Consider the following 23,410-nt stretch of genomic DNA (forward strand, 5'->3'; position numbering starts at 1 on the left):
CTACAGAAATCAGGGCGCAGTCGTCCTCAGCTCGGCTCCTCATCCGCCGGATAGCGGCTGGCGTTCAGGCTTTCCTTGATCTTGCGCAGGTGTGGCTGGAAATCCACGCCGCGGCGCAGGGTCATGCCGGTGGCGAGCACGTCGAGCACGGTGAGCTGGATGATGCGCGAGGTCATCGGCATGTAGATGTCGGTGTCTTCCGGCAGGGGAATGTCCAGGCTCAGGGTGCTGGCCTTGGCCAGCGGCGAGTTGGCTGCCGTGAGGCCGAGTACCGAGGCGCCGTTCTGCCGTGCCAGGCGTGCCGCTTCCACCAGCTCACGGGTGCGGCCGGTGTAGGAAATGATCACGAAGAGGTCGCCGGTATGCGCCACCGAAGCCAGCATCCGTTGCATCAGCACGTCGGAATGGGCCGACACCGCGAGGTTGAAGCGGAAGAACTTGTGCTGGGCGTCCAGGGCTACCGAGGCCGAGGCGCCCAGGCCGAAGAAGTGGATCTGCCGGGCCTGGATCATCAGGTCCACGGCGCGGCTGATCAGTTGCGGGTCGAGGCTCTGCAGGGCGCTGTCCAGGGAGGCAATGGCACTGCCGAAGATCTTCCGCGTGTAGGCCTCGGGGCCGTCGTCGGCGGACACCGCCTGGCTCACGTAAGCGGCACCGCTGGCCAGGCTCTGCGCCAGTTGCATCTTGAGTTCGGGGTAGCCGTTGACGCCGAAGGAGCGGCAGAAGCGGTTCACCGTAGGCTCGCTGACCTGCGCGGCCTGGGCCAGTGCGGCAATGCTGTAGCGGGTGGCCTGCTGCGGGTCGCGCAGGATGACTTCGGCGACCTTGCGCTCGGCCTTGTTGAGTTCGTCGAGGCGGTTCTGGATCTGCTCCAGCAGGTTGTGCACGCGGTCCATTGGGATTCCTGGGAAGGGGCCTGCAATTGGTGGCCTATCGTACTGAGCGCATCCAGGCGGAGCCACCGCAATCTCGCATGTCGGAAAATGTAGTTTTATTACTACATTTTGTCTTGATGTAACGCTTAACTGGGTGTATTCATAAGCTTATGTTTGATAGAAGAACAAATATCATGACCTCGCAACCTGTCGAACCCTGCACCCTGGTCCTCTTCGGTGGCCTGGGTGATCTGGCACTGCGCAAACTGTTTCCCGCGCTCTATCAACTGGACCGCGCCGGCCTTCTGTCGGCCGACACGCGCATCCTCGCCCTGGGGCGCGAGAACGGCGAACCCGACTCGCATATAACCGCCATCGGCGATCACCTGCGCTGCTACGTGCCGGCTAAAGAAGTGGAGGAGGGCGCGGTACAGCGCTTCATGTCGCGGCTCGATTACCTGACCATGGACTTCCTCGACGCCAGCGCCTATCCGGCCCTGGCCGACAAGCTGGGGCCGGTTGCCCGGCTGATCGCCTACTTCGCCACGCCGGCCGCCGTGTACGGCGCCATCTGCGCGGGCCTGGCCGCCACGGGGCTGGCCGAGCGCACCCGCGTCGTGCTGGAGAAGCCCATCGGCCATGACCTGGAATCCTCCCGTGCGGTGAATGACGCCGTGGCGGCGCACTTCCCGGAGAACCGCACCTACCGGATCGACCATTACCTGGGCAAGGAGACGGTGCAGAACCTGATTGCCCTGCGTTTTGCCAATAGCCTGTTCGAGACCCAGTGGAACCAGCACCACATTTCCCATGTGGAAATCACCGTGGCCGAGCAAGTGGGCATCGAAGGTCGCTGGGGCTACTTCGACCAGGCCGGCCAGCTGCGCGACATGATCCAGAACCACCTGCTGCAATTGCTCTGCCTGATCGCCATGGACCCGCCCAGCGACCTCTCTGCCGACAGCATCCGCGACGAGAAGGTGAAGGTGCTGAAAGCCCTGGCGCCTATCGCCCAGGAGCAGCTTGGCCAGCAAGTGGTACGTGGCCAGTACGTGACCGGCAACATCCTCGGCAAGACGGTGCCCGGCTACCTCGAAGAGGAGAACGCCAATACCCACAGCGACACCGAGACCTTCGTTGCCCTGCGTGCCGAGATTCGCAACTGGCGTTGGTCCGGCGTGCCCTTCTACCTGCGTACCGGCAAGCGCATGCCGCAGAAGCTTTCGCAGATCGTCATACACTTCAAGGAACCGCCGCACTACATCTTCGCGCCCGAGCAGCGGCCGCTGATCAGCAACCGCCTGATCATCCGCCTGCAGCCGGACGAAGGCATTTCCCTGCAGGTGATGACCAAGGACCAGGGGCTGGATAAGGGCATGCAGCTACGCAGCGACCCGTTGCAGCTGAGTTTCTCCAGCACCTACCGCAGCGCGCGGATTCCAGATGCCTACGAGCGGTTGCTGCTGGAAGTGATGAAGGGCAACCAGAACCTCTTCGTGCGCAAGGATGAAATCGAGTACGCCTGGAAGTGGTGCGACCAGCTGATCGCCGGATGGCGCCAGCAGGGCGACGCACCCAGGCCCTACGCGGCGGGAACCTGGGGGCCGGTGGCCTCCATCGCATTGATCACCCGTGATGGCAGGAGCTGGTATGGCGATCTGTAATCTCGACCTGCCGACGCAGGTCACCGGGCTCAGTCTCGGCAGCCCTGAACAACTGGCCGGCGAACTGGCCATCACCGTGGCCAACGCCCTGCGCGTGGCCATCGAATCCCGCAATGCGGCCGTGCTGGTGGTATCCGGTGGACGCAGCCCGGTGGCCTTCTTCGAGCGGCTCTGCGTGCAGACGCTGGACTGGTCGAAGGTCACCGTCAGCCTGGCCGACGAGCGCTTCGTGCCGGTCAGCCACCCCGATAGCAACGAAGGCCTGGTGCGCCGCCATTTGCTGCAGGGCGCGGCCTCCAACGCACGCTTCGTCGGTCTCTACCACAGTGCGCCGAGTCTGGAAGAGTCAGCCCGCCTGGCCGATGCGGCCCTGGCCCGGCTGGGCGCCATCGACGTGCTGGTGCTGGGCATGGGCGAGGACGGCCACACCGCCTCGCTGTTCCCGTCCAGCCCGAATCTGGATCAGGCGCTGAATGCCGACTGCGCGCAACGCTGCCTGCCGATGCAGGCACCCAGCGTACCGCGGCAGCGCCTGACCCTGACGCTGCCGTTGCTGACCAGCGCACACCTGATCCTCCTGGCCGTACAAGGCCAGGCCAAGCTGGCCACCCTGGCCGACGCGCTGGCGGGTGATGACGTGGCGGCCATGCCGATCCGCGCCTTCCTCCGCCGTCCCCTGGAAATCCACTGGTGCCCCTGAGCCCGAAGGAACGCCCATGACCAGTCTCCCCACCCATCGGGCCACCAGTCGCGAAGCCGTGCCGAGCATGGCCGACAAGGCGGCCCTGATCGATATCCTCTGCGGTGCGGCGCGCATCCTCCCGGTGATTACCATCGAACGCGAGCAGGACGTCCTGCCCCTGGCCGATGCCCTGGCCGCCGGAGGCCTGCGCACCCTGGAAGTGACCCTGCGCTCCGAGCACGGCCTCTCCGCCATCCGCACCCTGCGCGAACAGCGCCCGGAACTTTGTGTCGGTGCCGGCACCGTGCTGGATGAATGGATGCTGGCCGAAGCCGAGGCCGCCGGCTCGCAGTTCATCGTCACCCCCGGCTGCACCGCCGAACTGTTGCGTGCGGGCGTCTACAGTCCGTTGCCGCTGCTGCCCGGTATCAGCAGTGCGTCGGAAATCATGCTCGGCTACGCCTTGGGTTATCGCCGCTTCAAGCTGTTCCCGGCGGAAATCTGCGGTGGCGTGAAGGCCCTGAAAGCCTTCGGCGGACCCTTCCCCGGCATCCGTTTCTGCCCCACTGGCGGGGTCAACCCCGACAACCTGCACGACTACATGGCCCTGTCCAATGTGATGTGCGTGGGCGGCACCTGGATGATGGATAAGGACTGGATACGCAACGGCGACTGGCTGCGCATCCAGGAGGCGACGGCAGCGGCGTTGGAGTTGTTGAACTGAGGCCCGCGCCGAACCTTCCTCGCTCTTGTGGGGGCGAATTCATTCGCCAAGGGGCACGCAGTGCCCCCAGGAGATTCATAGGGTGGGCCTTCGGCCTGCCTGGCGATTGAAATCGCCCCCACAGGTTTCCATCCCCCCATGATCGATATCGAATGCCCAGCGGGAGCGGATTCCGCCAAACGGTTTGCTGAAACGATTTACCCAATTAAAAAACCGCGTTAAAACCGACTTCCAGTGGTTCCGATCCAGAGGAAAGTGCAATGACCCACAACAACAAGCTCGAAGCCCTGTTCCCCACTGCCGACCAGATTCCCGAGCGCTACCGCCCCGGTGCGCCGATCGAACAGCGCGAATACCTCGTCAACGGCGAGCTGATCCGTTGGGACGGCCCCCTGGCCGCCGTGCGCAGCCCGATCTTCCTGGCCACCGACAAGGGTGATGAGCAGGTGGTGCTGGGCAGCACGCCGCTGCTGGACGCCGACGCTGCGTTGGCCGCCCTGGAGGCCGCCGTTGACGCCTATGACCATGGTCAGGGGCTGTGGCCGACGATGCGCGTGGCCGAGCGCATCCAGCACGTGGAGAAGTTCCTTGCCCGCATGCGTGAGCAGCGCGACGCAGTGGTGAAGTTGCTGATGTGGGAGATCGGCAAGAACCTCAAGGATTCCGAGAAGGAGTTCGACCGCACCTGCGACTACATCGTCGACACCATCGAGGCGCTCAAGGAGCTCGACCGTCGCTCCAGCCGCTTCGAACTGGAACAGGGCACGCTTGGCCAGATCCGCCGCGTGCCCCTGGGCGTGGCTCTGTGCATGGGCCCCTACAACTACCCGCTGAACGAGACCTTCACCACGCTGATCCCGGCGCTGATCATGGGCAACACCGTGGTGTTCAAGCCGGCCAAGTTCGGTGTGCTGCTGATCCGCCCGCTGCTGGAGGCCTTCCGCGACAGCTTCCCGGCCGGCGTCATCAACATTATCTACGGCCGTGGCCGGGAAACCGTCAGCGCCATCATGGCCAGCGGCAAGGTGGACGTGTTCGCCTTCATCGGCACCCACTCCGGCGCCGCCGACCTGAAGAAACTGCACCCGCGCCCGCACCGCCTGCGCGCGGCGCTGGGCCTGGATGCGAAGAACCCCGGCATCGTGTTGCCCAAGGTAGACCTGGACAACGCCGTCAGCGAAGCCATCACCGGTGCACTGTCCTTCAACGGTCAGCGCTGCACGGCATTGAAGATCCTCTTCGTTCACGAGGATGTGCTCGAACCCTTCCTCGACAAGTTCTGCGCCAAGCTGGCCGCGCTCAAGCCGGGCATGCCCTGGGAAGACGGCGTGGCCCTGACCCCTTTGCCCGAACCGGGCAAGGTCGATTACCTCAACACTCTGCTGGCGGATGCCGTGACCAAGGGCGCCAAAGTGGTCAACCCGGGTGGCGGCAGCCACCGGCAGAGCTTTTTCTATCCCGCTGTGCTGAGCCCGGTGAGCCCGGACATGCGCCTCTACAACGAAGAGCAGTTCGGTCCGCTGATTCCCGTGGTGCCTTACCGCGAACTGGAAGAGGTGATCGACTACGTCCTGCATTCCGACTACGGCCAGCAACTCAGCCTGTTCGGCAACGACTCGGCACAGGTCGGTCGTCTGGTGGACGCCTTCGCCAACCAGGTGGGCCGCATCAACATCAACGCCCAGTGCCAGCGCGGCCCGGACACCTTCCCCTTCAATGGGCGGAAGAACTCGGCCGAGGGCACGCTGTCGGTACATGACGCCCTGCGCGTGTTCTCGATCCGCACCCTGGTGGCCACCAAATTCCAGGCGGACAACAAGGAACTGGTCAGCGAGATCATCCGCAACCGCGAATCGAACTTCCTGACCACGGATTACATTTTCTGACCATCCCAGCAGGGGCGACACTCTTGTGGGGGCGATTGAATTTGCCCCCACAAGATCGGTTAACGGAGATTCCAATGCCCCGCACCATCAGCCGGGATACCCAACTCTGCATGTCGCTGTCCGGCCGCCCCGGTAACTTCGGCACGCGCTTTCAGAACTACCTCTACCAGGCCCTGGACCTGGACTTCGTCTACAAGGCCTTCACCACTCGCGACCTGCCGGCCGCCATCGGCGGTATCCGCGCCCTCGGCATTCGCGGCTCGGCGGTGTCCATGCCGTTCAAGGAGGCCTGCATCCCACTACTGGACGAACTGGACGCCTCGGCCGCAGCCATTCAGTCGGTGAACACCATCGTCGCCGACAACGGCTGGCTGAAGGGCTACAACACCGACTACAGCGCGGTGACCAGCCTGCTGGCGAGCCATGCCGTGCCCAACGACATCCGCTTCGCCCTGCGCGGCAGTGGCGGCATGGCCAAGGCCGTGGCCAGCGCCTTTCGCGACAGTGGTTTGCGCCACGGCACCATCGTTGCCCGCAACCTGGACACCGGCCCGGCGCTGGCCCGAGGCTCTGGCTATGAATGGCGGGCGGAACTGGGTGATGAAAAGCCGCAGATGCTGGTCAACGTGACCCCGCTGGGGATGGAAGGCGGCCCCGAAGCCGCCGCCCTGGCCTTCAGCCGCGAGCAGGTGCTGGCAGCCGACTGGGTTTTCGATGTGGTGGCCCTGCCGGTGGAAACCCCGCTGATCCAACTGGCCCGCGAGCTGGGCAAGCCCGTAATCACCGGCGCCGAAGTGATCGTGCTGCAAGCGGTGGAGCAGTTCGTGCTCTACACCGGCGTGCGGCCGGAGGCGGAGTTGATCGAGAAGGCGGCAGCGTTCGCGCGGGGATAGAGGATCACCTGTGGGGGCGATTTCAATCGCTAAGGGGCACGCAGTGCCCCCAAAAGGGCAGACCTGCGGGCTGCATAGCGAATGAATTCGCCCCCACGAGAGAAGAGGGGGGCGGGGCGGAGGCTCAATCCTCCGGCAGGTTCGCGTAGATCTTCTCCAGCGTGCCGTTGAGCTTGGCGATCTGGGCTGCGCTGAGGTCCTTGAAACTGTTGGTGAAGATATGCGCGGTGTTGACCTGGATTTCTTCCACCATGTGCCGGCCCTTCTCGGTAATGGTCACCTGGGTGACGCGGCCGTCGTTGCTGCAGGGAGCGGTGTCCACCAGGCCGTCTTCCTTCATGCGGTAGACGATCTTGGTGACGGTGGAGAGCTTGGCGATGGCGTGCTCGGATATCTCCGAGATGCTCGACTGGCCGTTCTCCTTGAGGATGAAGAGGATTCGCCAGCGCGGGATGTCCAGGTCGATCTTCTTCAGGGTCTTTTCCATGGCCATGTTGTAGCGGCCATAGACGCGGGCGATCCAGTAGAAGGGGAATTCCTCCTTCTTGAAATCGTCACTGGCGGGGTTGTAACGGTTGAGGCGCTTCTTCGGGGTGATCATGCGAAGTGGGGCAAAGGTTCCGGCTGACAGGGGAAGAGTTATAGGGGGTTGCGCGTGGGCTGTCGACAGCCGCGTGGCGCAGTCTTGACCCCGATCAGGATTAGCCGGTTGCCACACGGGCAACCGGCGTGTCTCAGCCCTGCAGGAAACGCTGGGCCAGGTCGAGTTGGGAGTGGGCCAGTTGGTGCAGCTCCTGGCCGATCTGGGTGCTGCGTTGCGCCTGGCCGGCGCTCTGCTGGGCGAGGCCGGCGATGCGGGCGATCTGGCGGTTGATTTCCTCGGCCACCTGGCCCTGTTGCTCCACCGCGCTGGCCATCTGCAGGCTCATGCCGCTGATCTGTCCGACTTCGCCGCTGATGCGCCGCAGCGCCTCGCGCACTTGCGCCACGTCGCGGCTGGATTGCTGAGCTGCCGCCTCGCCGCGCCGGGCGGTGGCCAGGGCGTCGGCGCTACCGTTGCGCAGGCGTTCGATGGACTGCTGGATCTGCCCGGTGGAGTCGCGGGTCCGGGAGGCGAGGGTGCGTACCTCATCGGCCACCACGGCGAAGCCCCGGCCCGATTCCCCCGCCCGGGCCGCTTCGATCGCGGCGTTCAGGGCGAGCAGGTTGGTCTGTTCGGCGATGCTCTGGATCACTTCAGCGATACCGCTGATGGATTCGATGGACTCGGCGAGCTGGCCCACCGCGTCACCGATGGCTTCCACCGAGCCGCTCAGGGTCTCCATGGAGGCCTGGCTGTCGGCCGCCAGCCGGTCGCCGTCGCGGGCCAGGCGATCGACGGCCTGGGTCGCCTCGGCGCTGTCCTGGAGGTTGCGCGACAGTTCCTGGATGGTACTGCTCATCTGCTGCACCGCGGCGGCGGACTGCTCGGTTTCCTCCAATTGGCGTTCCAGTTGCCCGGCTTCGCCGGCGACCAGTGCCGACGATTCCCCGGCGCGGCTGCGCAGGATGTCGCCGTTGATATGGATGCGCGCCATTACCGTGCGCAGGCGTAGCTGCAGGTTGCCCAGGGCCATGTCCAGTTCGGCGTCGATGCCGCCGCGCCCGCTGTAGGCCGAAGCCAGCAGCGGGTCGCTGTAGACCTGTGGATAACGCGCCAGGCCGCCACGAGTGCCGCGCCGGCGATTGTAGGCCGCCTGCAGGGTGATGGCACTGATGCCCGCCAGCAGGCCCAGCGCCTCCAGGGGCGACAGGGCGCCGGCGACGGTGGCCGTGCCGACGCCGAGGGCGGCCAGCAGGGCCAGGCTGTGCTCCCCGGCCAGGCGCAGGCCGCGTTGCCAGGGGGCTTCGGCGCTCAAGCCCCGGCGCAGCCGGGCGTAGAGGGCATCGGCGCGTCGGCAGCTCTCCCGTTCCATGGGGTGGTAGACGGTGCCGAGTGCCACCAGTTGGCCGCCGTCGAACAGCGGCACCACGTAGAGGTCGCTCCAGAAGGTGCCGCCCTCCCGGTGCTGGCCCATCAGCGGGCCGTTCCAGGGCACGCCGGCGCGCAGGGTGCGCCACATCCGCTCGATCACCTGTTCGGGCATGCCCGGGTGGTTGATGCGGGTGAAGGCCTGGTTCAGCAGTTGGTCCCGGCGGTAGCCGCACAGCGCCAGGTAAGCGTCGTTGCACTGGAGCAGACGACCCTCCGGGTCCAGTCGCGAAATGGGCGGTTCGATGAAGTCCTGGGTGTTCATCCGCGGCTCCTGCCTACCAGCTCGGGCCGCGATTGGTGTGCATCTTGCGCACCATGGCATCGAAGAACTTGGTGGCGAAGCCGCTTTCGCGGATCAGCATGGCGGTGAGGTCGGTGCATTTCCCCTGGATGGCCACGGGCAGCGGGTGGTCCTCGCCGCCGAGGGCGCCCGCTGCGCACTGGATCTCCGCCGCGCGCTGCACGGTCCAGAGCAGGAAGAAGGTGTTGGCGATACTGCTTTCGCCCACGGCGATACCGTGGTTGCGCAGCACCAGGATGTGCTTGTCCCCGAGGCTCTCGATCATCCGAACCTTTTCGTCATCGAACAGGGTGATGCCCTCGAACTCGTGGTAACCGATGCGGCCATGGAGCTGGGCGCCGTAGAAGTTGTCGTGGGAGAAACCGGATCGCTTCTGGACGATGGCGGAGATGGGCGTGGTGTGGGTGTGAATGAGGCAATGGATATCGTCCCGCGCACCATGCACCGCACTGTGCAGGGCGAAGCCGGCGGGGTTGGCATCGAAGGGAGACTCCTCCAGCTTGCGGCCGTGCAGGTCCACCTTGAGCAGGTTGGCCGGCGTGACCTCGGTGTAATTGAGGCCGAAGGGGTTCACCAGGTAGTGGTGGGCGGGGCCGGGCAGGCGCGCGGAGATGTGGTTGAAGATGGTTTCAGTCCAGCCGAAGTAGTCCACCAAGTGATAGCAGTGGGCGAGCTGGACCCGCAGGGCCCACTCCTCGTCGCTGCAGTGGCTGGGCTGGGTGATGGGGGCGATGGCGTTCATGGACGGCTCCGGTCAGGGGCGTGGCTGGTCGGCGCGAAAGCGCGCCAGGGCGACCAGGTGGCGAGTGATGGGCATGGGCAGTTCAAGGCGCTCGGCCAGTTCCAGTACCGAGTCACCGATGGCGGCCAGCTCCAGGGGGCGGCCTTTGTCATAGTCCTGGAGCATCGAGGTGCGCACCGCGCCCATGCCGGCGCCCAGGTCGAGGAAGGTTTGCGGATCGAACTCGATGCGTGCGCCGTAGGCCGCTGCCGTCAGCAAGGTCTCGTGCAGGCAGTCGCTGGCGAGCTGACGCAGGTCGGCCTGGCCATAGATCTGCTCCAGGGTGGCGCCGGTAATCACCGACAACGGGTTGGAGCTGAGGTTGGCGATGGCCTTGGTCCAGACCGAATCGCGGATGCGCTCGCTGGCGCGGGCTTCGATTCCCGCTCCCGCCACGACCGCCCGCAGTTGTTCCAGGCGGGAGGTGAGGCGGTTGTCGGGCTCGCCGAAGATCATCAGGTGCGGGTTCTGCGCCTCGGCCACGGCGGGGGCCGGGCATTGCGCGGTGATGAAGACCACGCAGCCGATCACCCGGGCGAGGTCGATGCGTTCGGCGAGCAGGCCTTGCGGGTCCACGGCGCGGATGTGCTGGCCGGCGAAGCGGCCTTGCAGACCGTGGAAGTACCACCAGGGCAGGCCGTTGACCACGGGCACCACCAGACTCCCGGCGTGCAGCAGCGGCTGGATGTCGGCGGCGAGGGCGGGCAGGGCATCGGCCTTGGCGCAGAGGAAGACGATGTCCTGGGGGCCGAGGTCGTGAGCACGGTCGCTGGCGGGGACGTGGACGAAGTGGTGGCCGTCGAGGTCGTCCAGGTGGATGCCGTTCGCGCGGATGGCTGCCAGGGTGGCGCCTCGGGCCAGGACCGAGACCGCATTGCCGGCGTCGGCCAGACGTGCGGCCAGGGTGCAGCCGATGGCGCCCGTCCCGGCGATGCAAATACGGGGTGAGTGATTCATGGTTCCTCCTTGATGGCCCGGCCATGGCGGCCGGGCCGGTGCGTCAGCTGGCGAGCATCTCCTGGTGCTTGCTCGCCAGGCCGAGGTAGGCCTCGATCACGCGCGGGTCGTCGGCCAGCTGGGCGGCGGGACCTTCCATGGCGATCTGTCCGGTTTCCAGCACGTAGGCGTAGTCGGCCACCCGCAGCGCGGCTCGGGCGTTCTGCTCCACCAGCAGGATGGACACCCCCTGCTGGCGCAGGGTGGTGATGATGCGGAAGATCTCGCGGGTGATCAGGGGCGCCAGGCCCAGGCTGGGTTCGTCGAGCATCAGCAGCTTGGGTTTGGCCATCAACGCGCGGCCCACGGCGAGCATCTGCCGCTCACCGCCGGAGAGGGTAGCGGCGAGCTGGTCGCGGCGCTCCCGCAGGCGCGGGAAGAGGTCGTAGACCTCCTTCAGGGTCTCACCGTGGTCGCGCTTGCCGCTGCGGTGGCGCTGGAAGGCGCCGAGCAGCAGGTTGTCGGCGACGGTCATGCTGCCGAACAGCTCGCGCTTCTCCGGCACCAGGCCGAGGCCGCGCGACACCATCACTTCCACTTCCGGCACCGCTTCCAGGCTGCCGTCGAACTCGACCCGGCCACGGGAGCCGAGCACGCCCATGATGGCCGAGAGCAGGGTGGTCTTGCCGGCGCCGTTGGGGCCGATCACGGTGACGATCTGCCCTTGGCCAACGGTGAGGCTGGCGTTGCCAAGGGCCTCCACCTTGCCGTAGGCGACGCTGAGATCACGGACCTCCAGCACAGCGTTGGCCACGAGGTTTTGCGGCTGCTTCAGGTCTTGAATCGGCATGTTCATCACTCGGCTCCTCCGAGATAGGCTTCCAGCACGGCCGGGTCTTTCTGTACGTCGGCCGGCAGCCCGTGGGCGATGCGCTGGCCGAACTCCATCACCACTACCCGGTCCACCAGGCCCATGACGAAGTCCATGTCGTGCTCCACCAGCAGGATCGCCATGCCTTCGCTGCGCAGACGGCTGAGCAGCATGCCAAGGGCTTCCTTCTCCTTGTGGCGCAAGCCGGCGGCGGGCTCGTCGAGCAGCAGCAGGCAAGGGTTGGCGCAGAGGGCGCGGGCGATCTCGAGGATGCGCTGCTGGCCGAGGGCCAGGCTTCCGGCTTCGGCATCGAGGTAGTCGCCCAGGCCAACGCGCTCCAGCTGGCGGCGGGCTTCGGCCAACAGTTCGGCTTCCTCGGCGCGGTCCAGGCGCAGCGCGGCGCTGAGCACGCCCTTGTGGCCGCGCAGGTGGGCGCCGATGGCGACGTTCTCCAGCACGCTCATTTCCGGCAGCAGCTTCACATGCTGGAAGGTGCGGCTCATGCCCATGGCGGCGATGTTGCGCGAAGGGATGCCGTTGATGCGCTGCCCGCGGAACAGCACCTCGCCCGAGGTGGGCGTATCCACACCGGAGAGCTGGTTGAACAGGGTGCTCTTGCCGGCGCCATTGGGGCCGATCAATGCGAGGATTTCCCCGGCGCGCACGTCCAGGTTCATGTCGTTGTTGGCCACCAGCCCACCAAAACGGCGGGTCACATTGCGGGCTTCCAGCAGCACTTCACCGGCCGCAGGCAGAACGCGGCGCGGCAGCTCGGCGGCGGCCCCGACGCTGATCACCTTGCGTGGCTTCCAGGACGCCGGCACCAGGCGCAGCAGCAACGGCCAGAGGCCGCCGGGTGCACGCTGCATGAGCAGGATGATGATCAGCCCGAAGACAATCACCTCGTAGTTGCCGGTGCTGCCGAAGAGTTGCGGCAGCAGGTCCTGCAGCCACTGCTTGAGCAGGGTCAGCACGCCGGAGCCGAGCAGTGCGCCCCAGACGCTGGCGACGCCGCCGATCAGCGCCATGAACAGGTAGTCGATGCCCATGTGCAGGCCGAAGGGCGTGGGGTTCACGAAGCGCTGGGTGTGGGCGTAGAGCCAGCCCGAGACGGCGGCGAAGAGGGCGGAGATGACGAAGATCACCAGCTTGGAGCGGAAGGTGTTCACCCCCATCGACTCGGCCATCAGCTGGCCGCCCTTGAGGGCGCGGATGGCGCGGCCTTCGCGGGAGTCCAGGAGGTTCTGGGTGACCAGCATGGCGCAGAGCAGCACCGCCCAGATCAGGTAGTAGATCTCCTCGCCCTTGTTCAACTCCCAGCCGAACAGGGAGATGGAAGGCAGGCCGCTGACGCCGGTGTGGCCACCCAGGGATTCCATCGTGCCGAACAGGTAGTAGAGCGACAGCCCCCAGGCGATGGTGCCCAGTGGCAGGTAATGACCGGAGAGCTTGAGTGTCAGGGCGCCGAGCAGCAAGGCCACCGCGCCGGTCAGGACCAGCCCCACCAGCAGGGTCAGCCAGGGGGAGGCGCTGGCCCAGGCCAGCCAGTCCGGCAGGTCCTGCACGGTGGTCAGGTAGGCGCTGGTATAGGCGCCAAGGCCAACGAAGGCGGCCTGGCCGAAACTGGTCATGCCGCCGACGCCGGTGAGCAGGACCAGGCCGAGGACCACCAGCGTGTAGAGGCCGATGTAGTTCAGCAGGGTGACGTAGAAGGGCGGCAGCAGCAGCGGCGCGACGCCGAGCACGGCCACGAGGGCGAGGATCAGGTAGCGCGGTTTCATTCATCGTCCTCCACGTGACGGCTGGTGAGGGAGCGCCAGAGCAGGAAGGGGATGATCAGGGTGAAGACGATGATCTCCTTATAGGTGCTGGCCCAGAACATCGAGAACGCCTCGATCAGGCCAACGCCCAGGGCGCCCAGGGCAGCCACCGGGTAGCTCACCAGGCCGCCGATGATGGCGCCGACGAAACCCTTGAGGCTGATGACGAAGCCCGAGTCGAAATAGAGGGTGGTGATGGGGGCGATGAGGATGCCCGACAGCGCGCCGATGAAGGTGGCCAGGGCGAAGGTGGACTTGCCCGCCAGCGTCGGCGAGATGCCCATCAGCCGTGCACCCAGGCGGTTCACTGCGGTGGCGCGCAGGGCCTTGCCATACAGGCTGCGCTCGAAGAACAGGAACAGGCTGATGATCAGTGCCAGGGACACGGCGATCACCCACAGCGTCTGGCTGTTGAAGGTCACCGGGCCGAGGGTCAGGCCGGCCTCGGAGAACGGTGCAGTGCGCGCGCCTTCCGGGCCGAACATCAGCAGGCCGATGCCCACCATGGACACATGCACGGCGATGGAGACGATCAGCAACACCAGGGCGCTGGACGAGGCCAGGGGTTGGAACACCAGGCGATAGAGCTGCGGTCCGAGGGGCACCACCAGCGCCAGGGTCAACAGTGCCTGGATCGCCATGGGCAGGTCGGCCAGGGGCAGGCCACGGATCAGGCCCACCATGGCCAGGGCGTAGGCGAGCTTGAGGACGATCCGCCTGGGAAAACGGAACCCGCGGCTGGCGCGGGTGGCGTCATACAGGTCCATGGCGCAATCGGCCAGGGTGAGGGCGAGCAGCAGCCAGACCAATGCAGTGGGCTGGCCAGCCTGCAGGGCGGCCATGGTCAGCGCGCCGTAGGTGACGAACTCGCCCTGGGGGATCAGCAGGATGCGCGTCACGGTGAAGACCAGCAGGATCGACAGCGCCAGCAGCGCATAGATGGCGCCGTTGGTAATGCCGTCCTGGCCGAGCAGCAGGGCAATCTGGAAATTCATGGTGGGAACTCTTGTTGCGAAAAGGAGGACTTCGGCCTTTACGTAGGGTGGATAACGCTTCTTTCATCCACATTCGGAGCTCGGTCTGGGCTCCGGTTGGTGGACATGAAAAGCGATGTCCACCCTACGGCGCGCTTTTCTGTGGGGAGCGAATTCATTCGCCAAGGGCAGCAACGCTGCCCCTGTGGAATCTGCAGGGCGGACCTTCGGCCCGCATAGCGATTGAAATCGCCCCCACAAGGCTCAGTTACTGCCGAGCAGGGTCCAGGTGCCGTTCTTTACCTGGATCAGTTCGCGACCGCGCTCGTCGAAGCCGCTGTGGTCATCCGGCGTCATGTTGTAGACACCCTGGGTGGCGGGGACCTCGTGGCTTGCCTCCAGCGCATCGCGCAGGGCGGCGCGGAACTCCGGGGTGCCCGGCGCGGCCTTGGCGGCAGCCAGCGGGATGGCCTTTTGCAGCAGCAGGCCGGCGTCGAAGGTGTTGGCGCCGAAAGTGGCCGGCTTGCTGCCGTTGAGTTTTTCGTAGGCGGTCACGTACTCACCTGCGATGGTCTTGGAGGGGTGGCTGTCGGGCATCTGGTCGAGCACCAGCATCAGGCTCGCAGCCAGGATGGTGCCTTCCACCTTCTTGCCACCGAGCTTGAGGAAGTCCGGCAGGGCGGCACCGTGGGTCTGGTACATCTGGCCGCGATAGCCCTGGTCGAACAGGGTGGTCTGTGGCAATACCGCGGCGCTGCCGGGGGCGGCCACCAATACGGCGTCCGGACGGGACGCGAGCACCTTCAGGCTCTGGCCGGTGACCGAAGTGTCCTGGCGCTGGAAGCGCTCATTGGCCACCAGTTTGATGCCGTGCTCAGCGGCTATGGTGCCCATCACCTTGGACCAGTTCTCGCCGTAGGGGTCGGCGGTGCCAATGAAGCCCAGGGTCTTCACGCCACGGGTGGTCATGTCCTCCACCAGGGCCTTGGCGATCAGGTCGTCGTTCTGGGTGGTCTTGAACACCCACTTCTTCTGCTCGTTCATCGGCAGCACCACGGCGGCGGTGCCCACCGGGGCCAACAAGGGTACGCCGGCCTCGGCGACGAACTGGATCACGCCCATGGCGTTGGGCGAGCCGCTCGGGCCGATGATGGCGTCCACGTTCTCTTCACTGATCAGCTTCTTCAGTGCCTTGACGGTGGCGGTGGGGTCGCTGCCGTCATCCAGGGCGATGTACTTCACCGGCTGGTCGCCGGCCTGGGTGGGCAACAGCGGCACGGAATTCTTCTGGGGCAGCCCGACGAGGGCGATGGGGCCGGTGGAGGAGGTGATGACGCCGACCTTCACTTCGGCCTGTGCGAACGACAGGCAGGCGGCGCTGAGGAGCAGGGTGGACACGGCTTGTTTGAAGTGCATGACGTACTCCGGGGTTGCAAGGCTATTGGAGAGGCAAGGACCCGCAGTGCGCGCCGGCTGCTAGGGGCCGATGCGCGGTTGGCTTGCCGCCTTCTTGTTGTTCTGGCGCCACGAGGCGCTACCGGCGGGTATCCCGCTCGGCGGGAAACCAAATTGCAGCTCCCGTGCCAGAAAACCTGCTCTGTGCCGGTGCGGTGATGGCGGGGGCCTGCTTGCCTTGCCTGTTATCTCCTCTAGCCAGCGCTTTCTGATGCCTCCATCGGACGCTTCCGAAAAAACCCTTTCGCACCAGTGGCAATCGGCCGTGCAGTGGTCTTTTGCATGGGGTTTTTTGCGTCTGAATCAGTGTTTTTTTTGGTTTGAAAATCTGTGTTTTATTGCCGGTTTTTTTGCGACGAAGTGCAAACATTTTGTTCGATAAACGCACATCAACAGGTGCGAAGGAAGATGGGTGCTTCCTTTGGAAAATATGAGAATTAATCTCATAAAAATCATAACTAACTGATAAGTAACGATTTATTTGGTTGTGTTGTGTGAATTTTCCATTTTATCCCTGTTACCGAACTGCACGTTACTGGTGCTGGGTTACTCAAAAATGCACCGAAAATACACACTCATTTTCTTGTGATAATTCAATTGACATTTCACGTAATTCTTCCGATTTTAGATTTACGCGATCGACACCCCCGGACAGGGGCTCGATCGAGCACCAACAAGAACGCCAATGGGTGAAGCAGATGACGATAGTGGTCGAGAAGCTGGAGCTGGGGGGCACGGGGCGAGCCGTGATGGTGAAGGACACCATCGATATCGCCGGCCACCCGACCCGTGCCTCCAGTCGCGCGCTGGAAGAAGCGCCGGACGCCGAGCGTCATGCCAGTGTGGTCCAGGCGCTGCTGGACGCGGGCTGCCGCATCACCGGCAAGACCAGCCTGCATGAACTGGCGTTCGGCACCACTGGCCTCAATGCCTGGACCGGTACCGCGGAGAACCCGCGCTATCCAGGCCGCGTACCCGGTGGCTCTTCCAGCGGTTCGGCTGCCGCCGTCGCCGCTGGCCTCTGCGACTTTTCCCTGGGTACCGATACCGGTGGCTCGGTGCGCGTACCCGCCGCCTGCTGCGGTGTTTTCGGCCTCAAGCCCACCTTCGGTCGTATCAGCCGCGCCGGCGTGATGCCGGCACAAACCTCGCTGGACTGCGTCGGTCCCTTCGCGGCCAGCATTGATCTGCTGATCGAGGCCATGGCGGTCATCGACCCGTCCTTCCAGGCGCTGCCCAGCGTCAGCGGCATCCGCATCGGCGTGGTGCCAGTCGAGGCCAACCCGGAAGTGCAGGCGACCCTGGACGCCGTGCTGGAAGCCTCGGATTTTGAGTTGCACAGCGCCCCACTGCCCGGCATGCAAGCCGCTTATGACGCAGGCCTGGCCATTATCAACCGGGAAACCTGGAACGCCTGCGGCCACCTGGTGGACACCGGCCTGGTGGGCGCCGATGTTGCGTCCCGCCTGCTGGCTGCCAGCAAGACCACCGATGCCGCCCTGGCTGAAGCCGAAGCCATTCGCGCCGCCTTCACCGCCGAGGTCGACGCCGCCTTGGCGCGCTGCCCGATCCTCGCCCTGCCGACCCTGCCCGATTACCCGGCGCGGGTGGCAGACGCCGCCGACACCCGCGCGGCCATTGGCATGACCGCTTTCGTGCGGCCGTTCAACCTCACTGGCCACCCGGCACTGAGCATGCCCTTCGAGGGCGCCTCGAAACTGCCGGTGGGCCTGCAACTCGTTGCCGCCAAGGGCGCGGATGAACTGCTCTGCGCAGTCGCCCGCGAGCTTGCGCGTCGCCTCGAACAATAACCAAGAAGCCCACCTGGAGAGCCCCATGTCTTCGCTAAGCGCGCTGGATTACCAGCACCCCGCCCCGATTACCGCGAGTGAAGGATTCCAGGCGCTGCTCGCCGACATCCGCGAGCGTGCCCGGCACGAGGAATTCGACCGGCAGAAATTCATTTCCCAGGACGTGATCGAGCGCTTCAAGGAGCTTGGCGTCTATCGCGCGCTGGTGCCCACCCGCTTCGGCGGCGACCAGCGCTCGCCCATGGCGTTCTGCCAGATGGTGGAGGAAATCTCCGCTGCCGACGGCTCCGCCGGCTGGGTCGCCAGCTTCGGCATGAACCCGGTGTACCTGGCGGCGCTGCCCCTGGCGACCCTGGAAAAGGTCTACGCCAATGGTCCGGACGTGGTCTTCGCCGGTGGCATCTTCCCGCCGCAGCCGGCCGCCTTCGTCGAGGGCGGGCTGGAAGTGAACGGGCGCTGGAAATTCTCCAGCGGCTGCATGGGCGCCACCCTGATTGGTGTCGGCATCAGCCCGAAAACCGGCGACACCGTCGGCCTGCCGCGCCTGGCCGTGATGCCGCGCGAAAAAGTGAAGATCGAGGAGACCTGGGACGTGGTCGGCCTGATCGGTACCGGCAGTCATGACGTGGTGATCGACGGCGTGGTCGTGCCGGAAGATTGGACCTTCGTTCGCGGCGGTCCGGCCAACCTCGACGAGCCGATGTTCCGCTACCCGTCGCTGTCGTTCGCCACTCAGGTGCTGTCCGTGGTCGGCCTGGGCGTTGCCCGCGCCGCGCTGGACTACCTCAGCGGCATGGCCAGCGGCCGTTTCTCCGTGACTGGTGCTCCGGCCCTGGCCGACCGCCCCCTGGCGCAGATGCAGATGGCCAAGGCCGAGGCCGAACTGCGCGCCGCCCGCGCCTGGTTCTACGAGGCGATGGAAAGCGCCTGGGCAACCGTGCTCGCCGGCGACGCCGTGAGCGTGGAACAGACCAACCTGCTGCGACTGTCCTCGACCCACGCCACTCGTGTGTCTGCCGAAGTGGCGCGCAGCGCGCAGATGCTCTCCGGCATGACGGGCGTGTACCGCGACAACCCGCTGTCGCGCTTCGTCAACGATACCCTGGTGATCACCCAGCACGCCTTCATGGGCGACATGACCTACCAGAACGCTGGCGCGATCTTCTTCGGCAACAAGCCGCTGCCCGGCTACCTGTGAATTCCAACTGACTGATCGGTGATTTCGATGAGCGAGAAAAAAGCCCTGCGCGTCCTGTTCTGCATGGGTATCAACCAGAACTTCTTCGACGCCCCGCGCGAAGAACAACTGCAAGTCTGGGCCGCCTTCAGCGAAATGTGGAACGGCATCCACGACCTGCCCGGTGTGAAGGTGTTCGGCAACATGGACGACGACCAGAGCATGGTCGGCCCTTCCAGTGGCTACCCCTGGACCACCTACCTGCTGGCCGACGTGCCGGACATCGAGACCGTACATGCTGCCTGCAACCTGTTCCGCACCACAGCGGTGGGCGACGGCACCTACAAGCTCTGGCGGTACGCCAAGGTCGAGGCCCGCACCGGCCGCGAACTGATCATCCAGCGCGCGTGACCGCCATGACTGAAGCCCTTGAGCAACGCCTGCGCCAACTGGAAAGCGAGCATTCCGTGCGGGCCTGCATGAACCGCTACATGGAGCTGTGCGACGCACTGGATGCCCGCACGCCCCTGGATGAGCTGGCTGGCCTGTTCACCGCCGACGCCGTCTGGGAAGGCAAGGGGGCCAAGTACGCCAAGAGCTTCGGTGGCTACCAGGGGCGTGAGGCGATCCGCGCCATGTTCGCCACCTACATGGTCGAGCCGGCGCACTTCGCCCTGAACGTGCACTTTCTCTGCTCCGAGCTGATCCGCGTCGAAGGCGCGCAAGCGGTCGGCAGCTGGGTGATGTTGCAGACCTCGACCTTCGCCAGTGGCGCCTCGCACCTCAATGCGGCGCGCCTGACAGTGAAGTTCCGCGAGGAGGAGGGCACCTGGCGCATGGCGCATTTCCAGACCGAGAACCTGTTCAGCCGTCCGGTGGAGGCGTGGAACAGCGACGCGCACCTGCCGGTTCCGGACAAGAACGGCGAATGACCTTTTTTCTGTAAGTCGGCGCCTTGCGTCGACGAGGAGTGATCGTGACCAACCTGATCGAAACCGTGAACCTGGCCAGCTCGCCGGCCGACCTGGTGCTGCACGACCGCGTGCACACCTCTCTCTACACCGACGCCCGCATCTTCGACGAAGAGCTGGAGAAGGTCTTCTACAGCACCTGGATCTGGGTGGCCCACGCCAGCGAGATTCCAGACGGCGGCAGCTACAAGAGCACCTACATCGGCAAGCAGCCGGTGATCGTCGTGCGCGACCGCAAAAAGGACGTGCACGTGCTGCTCAACCGTTGCCGCCACCGTGGCGCAACCGTTTGCGAACACAAGAAGGGCAAGGCCAACAGCTTCGTCTGCCCGTACCACGGCTGGAGCTACGCCCTGGACGGCAGCCTGCGCGGCGTGCCGCACCCGGAAAGCTATGCCGACTGCCTGGACAAGGGCGAGCTGCCGCTGGTGAGCCTGCGTGTCGAGCAATACAACGGCATGATCTTCGCCACCTTCAAGGACGACATCGAGCCGCTGGTGGACTTCCTCGGCCCAGCCAAGAAGTGGATCGACCTGTTCATGAAACAGGGGGCCGGCTACGGCGTGAAGGTTTCCGGTGAGCACCGCTTCCGCTTCCCCGGCAACTGGAAGATCCAGCTGGAAAACACCACCGACGCCTACCACTTCCCGCTGGTGCACAAGTCGTTCCTGTCATCGGTGGACGAGCAGACCCTGGAACTCTTCGACTTCGTCAAAGGGCCGGGCTACGTCGAGGACCTGGGCAACGGCCACAGCGTGATGGTGATGATTCCCGACCTGGTTGACCTGGAAGCCGACCTGGACAAGCCGATCCCCGAGCGCTTCGAGGCCCTGGCCAATGATCTGCGCGCCGAAGGCATCGAGGAGCAGCAGGTGCGCCGCATCGTCCGCGCCGTCGGCGGCTCCGGCTTCAACCTCAATCTGTTCCCCAACGTGGCCTGCTCCATGGCCTTCTTCCGCGTGCTGCAGCCGATCTCGGTGAACGAGACCGAAATCCACCACGCGGTGATCACCATGGACGGCGGCCCCGCCGTGGCCAACCGCTACCGCCTGCGCCTGCACGAACACTTCCAAGGCCCCATGGGCTTCGGCACCCCGGACGATTCCGAGGCCTGGGAGCGCGTGCAGAAGGGCGCCCAGGCGGGCACCGACCTCTGGATCATGCTCAACCGCGGTCTGCCCGGTGAGAAAGAGAGCGAGGACGGGCTGATCAGCGACGTGAGCGCCGAGACCGGCATGCGCGCGGCCTATCAGCAATGGAAAAAGATGATGTCGGTGTGAGGAGAAAAAACATGAATCTTGAACTACTCAACCACGTCAGCGCCTTCATCTGGCAGGAAGCGGACATGCTCGACCACGGCGAGTTCGACGCCTGGTTGAACCTGTGGTCCGACAAGGGCACCTACATCATCCCGATCGATCCGAACGAGACCGATTTCGAGAACACCCTGAACTACGCCTACGACGACCACCACATGCGCCAGCTGCGCGTGCAGCGCCTGATCGGCGGCGAGTCCATCTCCACCAGTCCGCGCGCCCGCACCGTGCGTGCCCTGTCGCGCTTCCGCGTGCTGGGGGAAGAGGACGGCGTGGTCACCGTGCGCTGCGCACAGAACCTGCGGGAGTTCCGCAAGGACGTGCTCAAGCACTACACCGCCGACATCACCTTTCAGCTCAAGCGCGAAGGCGAGGGTTTCAAGATCCAGCGCAAGCTGATCCAACTCATAAATTCCACCGACACCCTGGCGGGTATCGGTTACATCCTCTGAGGCACTGGCCATGACCCAAGTAGCTCTGGTTACCGGTGCGGCACAAGGCCTCGGTCTCGCCATCGCCAGCCGCCTGTTCGCCGCCGGTTACGCGGTGGTGATCACCGACCTGTCGCTGGCGCGTGCCCAGGCCGCTGCCGACCGGCTCGACCCCAGCGGCGAACGCAGCCTGGCGCTGACGCTCGACGTGGCCAGCAAGGCCGACTTCAAGTCGGCGCTGGCGGCGACCCTGGAACGCTTCGGTGCGCTGCATGTGGTGGTGAACAACGCCGCCATGACCATGACGACGCCTGTCATGCAGATCAGCCCCGAAGAATTCGACCGCGTCCTGAGCCTGAACACCCGCAGCGTCTTCGTCGGCTGCCAGGTGTTCGGTGCGCATATGGCCGCGGCCGGCTACGGGCGGATCGTCAACATGGCTTCTCTGGCCGGACAGAACGGCGGCACCGCCACGGGCGCGCACTACGCCGCGTCCAAGGGCGCCATCGTCACCCTGACCAAGATCTTCGCCAAGGAGCTGGCGGCCAATGGTGTGACCGTCAACGCCATCGCGCCCGGGCCGATCGAATCGCCCGCCGTGCGCGCAGCGGTGCCGGCCGAGCGCATAGAAGGGCTGCTGGCCAACATCCCGGTCAAGCGCTTGGGCGATGCGGATTTCCTCGGCGACCTGGTGGTGCAACTGGCGCGTCCGGAAGCCTATTTCACCACCGGGGCGACCTGGGATGTGAATGGTGGGTTGTTCATGCGCTGAGTGCGCGAAGCGACAAAGCAAGGCCGTGCGTGCAGTGCGGTGGGTAACAACGAGAACAAGCAGCACCTCGAAGGTGCGGGAAGGCCGGTATGAGTGAGCAAGTGTTGAATCTGGTGGTCCGCAAGCGGGTGGAGCAGGGCGAGGGCGTCGTGATCCTCGACCTCGCCGACCCGTCGGGCAAACCCCTGCCGGCGTTCGAGGCCGGCGCCCATGTGGATATCCACCTCAAGCCCGGCCTGGTGCGCCAGTACTCCCTCTGCGGTGATCCGGCGAATGCCTCCGTCTACCGCCTTGGCGTACTGCGTGACCCGGCTTCCCGTGGTGGTTCGGTGGCGGTCCACGAACTGCTGCAGGAAGGCAGCGAGGTGGCCATCGGCGCACCGCGCAACCTCTTCCCGCTGGCTGCCGGCGCGAGCCGTTCGATCCTCATTGGCGGTGGCATCGGCATCACCCCGATGATCGCTATGGCCCACGAACTGACCGCGCAGGACAGCGCCTTCGAGCTGCACTACTGCGGTCGCTCGCGCAGCCGCACCGCTTTCCTCGATGAGCTGGAAAACGCCGACTTCTCTGCCTGTGTGCACACCCACTTCGACGACGAAGACGCCGCGCAGAAACTCGACCTGCCTGCCGTGCTGGGTAAGCCGGCCGACGACGTTCATGTGTACGTCTGCGGCCCGGCCGGGTTCATGGACTGGGTGATTGCCGAAGCCGGCAAGGCCGGTTACGCCGACGATCACATTCACCGCGAGTACTTCCAGGTTGAAGTGGACGCCAGCGGCGACAGCTTCGAAGTGGTCGCCGAGCGCAGCGGCAAGACCGTGCAGGTGGCCGAGGGCCAGAGCATCGTCGACGCGCTGGCCGGCGTCGGCATCAAGATCGAGATCTCCTGCGAGCAGGGCGTTTGCGGTACGTGCCTGTGCGACGTGCTGGAAGGGGAACCGGACCACCGCGACGTCTACCTGACCGATGAAGAGAAGGCCGCCAATGACCAGATCCTGGTCTGCTGCTCGCGCGCCAAGTCACAAAAACTGGTGCTGGACATCTGACACCCGA

At 65.2% G+C, this 23,410-nt stretch carries 22 protein-coding genes; 13 read left to right on the forward strand and 9 right to left on the reverse strand.

What is annotated here, in order from left to right; translation table 11 throughout:
• Positions 1–26: 26 nt before the first annotated feature.
• Complete coding sequence (locus tag E8F20_RS27295) at positions 27–887, reverse strand: MurR/RpiR family transcriptional regulator (RefSeq protein ID WP_171016547.1); 861 nt, start codon at positions 885–887, stop codon at positions 27–29.
• A 182-nt stretch (positions 888–1,069) separates the two neighbouring features.
• On the opposite strand from E8F20_RS27295, the gene zwf reads away from it, so the two are divergent.
• The 5 genes from zwf to E8F20_RS27320 all read left to right on the forward strand — a co-directional run bounded on the left by zwf (position 1,070) and on the right by E8F20_RS27320 (position 6,724).
• A complete protein-coding gene (gene zwf, locus E8F20_RS27300) occupies positions 1,070–2,539 on the forward strand; it encodes a glucose-6-phosphate dehydrogenase (protein ID WP_280286542.1) in 1,470 nt (489 codons plus the stop codon).
• Entirely contained in the window at positions 2,526–3,239 is a 714-nt protein-coding gene (gene pgl / locus E8F20_RS27305; protein WP_280286543.1) for a 6-phosphogluconolactonase, read from the forward strand. The genes zwf and pgl overlap by 14 nt, the downstream gene beginning before the upstream one ends.
• A gap of 16 nt (positions 3,240–3,255) precedes the next feature.
• Complete coding sequence (locus E8F20_RS27310; RefSeq protein WP_280286544.1) at positions 3,256–3,945, forward strand: bifunctional 4-hydroxy-2-oxoglutarate aldolase/2-dehydro-3-deoxy-phosphogluconate aldolase; 690 nt, start codon at positions 3,256–3,258, stop codon at positions 3,943–3,945.
• A gap of 260 nt (positions 3,946–4,205) precedes the next feature.
• Positions 4,206–5,831 (forward strand): NADP-dependent glyceraldehyde-3-phosphate dehydrogenase, encoded by a 1,626-nt coding sequence (locus E8F20_RS27315; protein ID WP_280286545.1) that lies wholly within the window; start codon positions 4,206–4,208, stop codon positions 5,829–5,831.
• Positions 5,832–5,905: 74 nt separating this feature from the next.
• A complete protein-coding gene (locus E8F20_RS27320) occupies positions 5,906–6,724 on the forward strand; it encodes a shikimate 5-dehydrogenase (protein ID WP_280286546.1) in 819 nt (272 codons plus the stop codon).
• A 124-nt stretch (positions 6,725–6,848) separates the two neighbouring features.
• On the opposite strand, the gene E8F20_RS27325 is transcribed toward E8F20_RS27320, so the two are convergent.
• From E8F20_RS27325 to E8F20_RS27360, 8 genes are all read right to left on the reverse strand, one after another.
• A complete protein-coding gene (locus E8F20_RS27325) occupies positions 6,849–7,325 on the reverse strand; it encodes a MarR family transcriptional regulator (protein ID WP_137822911.1) in 477 nt (158 codons plus the stop codon).
• 133 nt (positions 7,326–7,458) lie between these two features.
• Positions 7,459–9,000 (reverse strand): methyl-accepting chemotaxis protein, encoded by a 1,542-nt coding sequence (locus E8F20_RS27330; RefSeq protein WP_280286547.1) that lies wholly within the window; start codon positions 8,998–9,000, stop codon positions 7,459–7,461.
• 13 nt (positions 9,001–9,013) lie between these two features.
• The gene (locus E8F20_RS27335; RefSeq protein WP_280286548.1) at positions 9,014–9,781 is read right to left on the reverse strand and encodes a class II aldolase/adducin family protein; all 768 of its coding nucleotides are present in this window, start codon (positions 9,779–9,781) and stop codon (positions 9,014–9,016) included.
• A 12-nt stretch (positions 9,782–9,793) separates the two neighbouring features.
• Positions 9,794–10,777: a 2-dehydropantoate 2-reductase gene (locus tag E8F20_RS27340; protein WP_280286549.1), complete on the reverse strand. Its 984-nt coding sequence runs from the start codon at positions 10,775–10,777 to the stop codon at positions 9,794–9,796.
• Positions 10,778–10,820: 43 nt separating this feature from the next.
• Positions 10,821–11,612 (reverse strand): ABC transporter ATP-binding protein, encoded by a 792-nt coding sequence (locus E8F20_RS27345; protein WP_028628776.1) that lies wholly within the window; start codon positions 11,610–11,612, stop codon positions 10,821–10,823.
• Positions 11,612–13,408: a branched-chain amino acid ABC transporter ATP-binding protein/permease gene (locus E8F20_RS27350; protein ID WP_280286550.1), complete on the reverse strand. Its 1,797-nt coding sequence runs from the start codon at positions 13,406–13,408 to the stop codon at positions 11,612–11,614. The genes E8F20_RS27345 and E8F20_RS27350 overlap by 1 nt, the downstream gene beginning before the upstream one ends.
• Positions 13,405–14,442, reverse strand: coding sequence for a branched-chain amino acid ABC transporter permease (locus tag E8F20_RS27355; RefSeq protein ID WP_280286551.1), 1,038 nt, complete (start codon positions 14,440–14,442; stop codon positions 13,405–13,407). Before E8F20_RS27355 ends, E8F20_RS27350 begins: the two co-directional genes overlap by 4 nt.
• Before the next feature lie 243 nt (positions 14,443–14,685).
• Complete coding sequence (locus E8F20_RS27360) at positions 14,686–15,837, reverse strand: ABC transporter substrate-binding protein (protein ID WP_280286552.1); 1,152 nt, start codon at positions 15,835–15,837, stop codon at positions 14,686–14,688.
• Between the two features lie 737 nt (positions 15,838–16,574).
• Here E8F20_RS27360 and E8F20_RS27365 point away from each other — a divergent pair.
• The 8 genes from E8F20_RS27365 to E8F20_RS27400 all read left to right on the forward strand — a co-directional run bounded on the left by E8F20_RS27365 (position 16,575) and on the right by E8F20_RS27400 (position 23,403).
• Entirely contained in the window at positions 16,575–17,687 is a 1,113-nt protein-coding gene (locus E8F20_RS27365; protein WP_280286553.1) for an amidase, read from the forward strand.
• A gap of 25 nt (positions 17,688–17,712) precedes the next feature.
• Positions 17,713–18,885 (forward strand): acyl-CoA dehydrogenase family protein, encoded by a 1,173-nt coding sequence (locus E8F20_RS27370; protein ID WP_280286554.1) that lies wholly within the window; start codon positions 17,713–17,715, stop codon positions 18,883–18,885.
• Between the two features lie 27 nt (positions 18,886–18,912).
• On the forward strand, positions 18,913–19,275 hold the full coding sequence (locus E8F20_RS27375; RefSeq protein WP_280286555.1) for an IacB protein: 363 nt from the start codon (positions 18,913–18,915) through the stop codon (positions 19,273–19,275).
• A 5-nt stretch (positions 19,276–19,280) separates the two neighbouring features.
• The gene (locus tag E8F20_RS27380; RefSeq protein ID WP_280286556.1) at positions 19,281–19,796 is read left to right on the forward strand and encodes a nuclear transport factor 2 family protein; all 516 of its coding nucleotides are present in this window, start codon (positions 19,281–19,283) and stop codon (positions 19,794–19,796) included.
• A 44-nt stretch (positions 19,797–19,840) separates the two neighbouring features.
• Positions 19,841–21,115 (forward strand): aromatic ring-hydroxylating dioxygenase subunit alpha, encoded by a 1,275-nt coding sequence (locus E8F20_RS27385; protein WP_280286557.1) that lies wholly within the window; start codon positions 19,841–19,843, stop codon positions 21,113–21,115.
• Between the two features lie 11 nt (positions 21,116–21,126).
• The gene (locus E8F20_RS27390; RefSeq protein WP_280286558.1) at positions 21,127–21,603 is read left to right on the forward strand and encodes an aromatic-ring-hydroxylating dioxygenase subunit beta; all 477 of its coding nucleotides are present in this window, start codon (positions 21,127–21,129) and stop codon (positions 21,601–21,603) included.
• Between the two features lie 10 nt (positions 21,604–21,613).
• Positions 21,614–22,354, forward strand: coding sequence for an SDR family NAD(P)-dependent oxidoreductase (locus E8F20_RS27395; RefSeq protein WP_280286559.1), 741 nt, complete (start codon positions 21,614–21,616; stop codon positions 22,352–22,354).
• A gap of 89 nt (positions 22,355–22,443) precedes the next feature.
• Positions 22,444–23,403: a PDR/VanB family oxidoreductase gene (locus E8F20_RS27400; protein ID WP_280286560.1), complete on the forward strand. Its 960-nt coding sequence runs from the start codon at positions 22,444–22,446 to the stop codon at positions 23,401–23,403.
• Positions 23,404–23,410: the final 7 nt, after the last annotated feature.

This window comes from Pseudomonas sp. BN415, from assembly GCF_029871195.1.
GTDB classification, from domain to species: Bacteria; Pseudomonadota; Gammaproteobacteria; order Pseudomonadales; family Pseudomonadaceae; genus Metapseudomonas; species Metapseudomonas resinovorans.

Coding starts and splice junctions, on each gene's coding strand:
- zwf (WP_280286542.1), top strand. CDS start 1,070: ATGACCTCGCAACCTGTCGAACCCTGCACCCTGGTCCTCTTCGGTGGC.
- pgl (WP_280286543.1), top strand. CDS start 2,526: ATGGCGATCTGTAATCTCGACCTGCCGACGCAGGTCACCGGGCTCAGT.
- E8F20_RS27310 (WP_280286544.1), top strand. CDS start 3,256: ATGACCAGTCTCCCCACCCATCGGGCCACCAGTCGCGAAGCCGTGCCG.
- E8F20_RS27315 (WP_280286545.1), top strand. CDS start 4,206: ATGACCCACAACAACAAGCTCGAAGCCCTGTTCCCCACTGCCGACCAG.
- E8F20_RS27320 (WP_280286546.1), top strand. CDS start 5,906: ATGCCCCGCACCATCAGCCGGGATACCCAACTCTGCATGTCGCTGTCC.
- E8F20_RS27325 (WP_137822911.1), bottom strand. CDS start 7,325: ATGATCACCCCGAAGAAGCGCCTCAACCGTTACAACCCCGCCAGTGAC.
- E8F20_RS27330 (WP_280286547.1), bottom strand. CDS start 9,000: ATGAACACCCAGGACTTCATCGAACCGCCCATTTCGCGACTGGACCCG.
- E8F20_RS27335 (WP_280286548.1), bottom strand. CDS start 9,781: ATGAACGCCATCGCCCCCATCACCCAGCCCAGCCACTGCAGCGACGAG.
- E8F20_RS27340 (WP_280286549.1), bottom strand. CDS start 10,777: ATGAATCACTCACCCCGTATTTGCATCGCCGGGACGGGCGCCATCGGC.
- E8F20_RS27345 (WP_028628776.1), bottom strand. CDS start 11,612: ATGAACATGCCGATTCAAGACCTGAAGCAGCCGCAAAACCTCGTGGCC.
- E8F20_RS27350 (WP_280286550.1), bottom strand. CDS start 13,408: ATGAAACCGCGCTACCTGATCCTCGCCCTCGTGGCCGTGCTCGGCGTC.
- E8F20_RS27355 (WP_280286551.1), bottom strand. CDS start 14,442: ATGAATTTCCAGATTGCCCTGCTGCTCGGCCAGGACGGCATTACCAAC.
- E8F20_RS27360 (WP_280286552.1), bottom strand. CDS start 15,837: ATGCACTTCAAACAAGCCGTGTCCACCCTGCTCCTCAGCGCCGCCTGC.
- E8F20_RS27365 (WP_280286553.1), top strand. CDS start 16,575: ATGACGATAGTGGTCGAGAAGCTGGAGCTGGGGGGCACGGGGCGAGCC.
- E8F20_RS27370 (WP_280286554.1), top strand. CDS start 17,713: ATGTCTTCGCTAAGCGCGCTGGATTACCAGCACCCCGCCCCGATTACC.
- E8F20_RS27375 (WP_280286555.1), top strand. CDS start 18,913: ATGAGCGAGAAAAAAGCCCTGCGCGTCCTGTTCTGCATGGGTATCAAC.
- E8F20_RS27380 (WP_280286556.1), top strand. CDS start 19,281: ATGACTGAAGCCCTTGAGCAACGCCTGCGCCAACTGGAAAGCGAGCAT.
- E8F20_RS27390 (WP_280286558.1), top strand. CDS start 21,127: ATGAATCTTGAACTACTCAACCACGTCAGCGCCTTCATCTGGCAGGAA.
- E8F20_RS27395 (WP_280286559.1), top strand. CDS start 21,614: ATGACCCAAGTAGCTCTGGTTACCGGTGCGGCACAAGGCCTCGGTCTC.
- E8F20_RS27400 (WP_280286560.1), top strand. CDS start 22,444: ATGAGTGAGCAAGTGTTGAATCTGGTGGTCCGCAAGCGGGTGGAGCAG.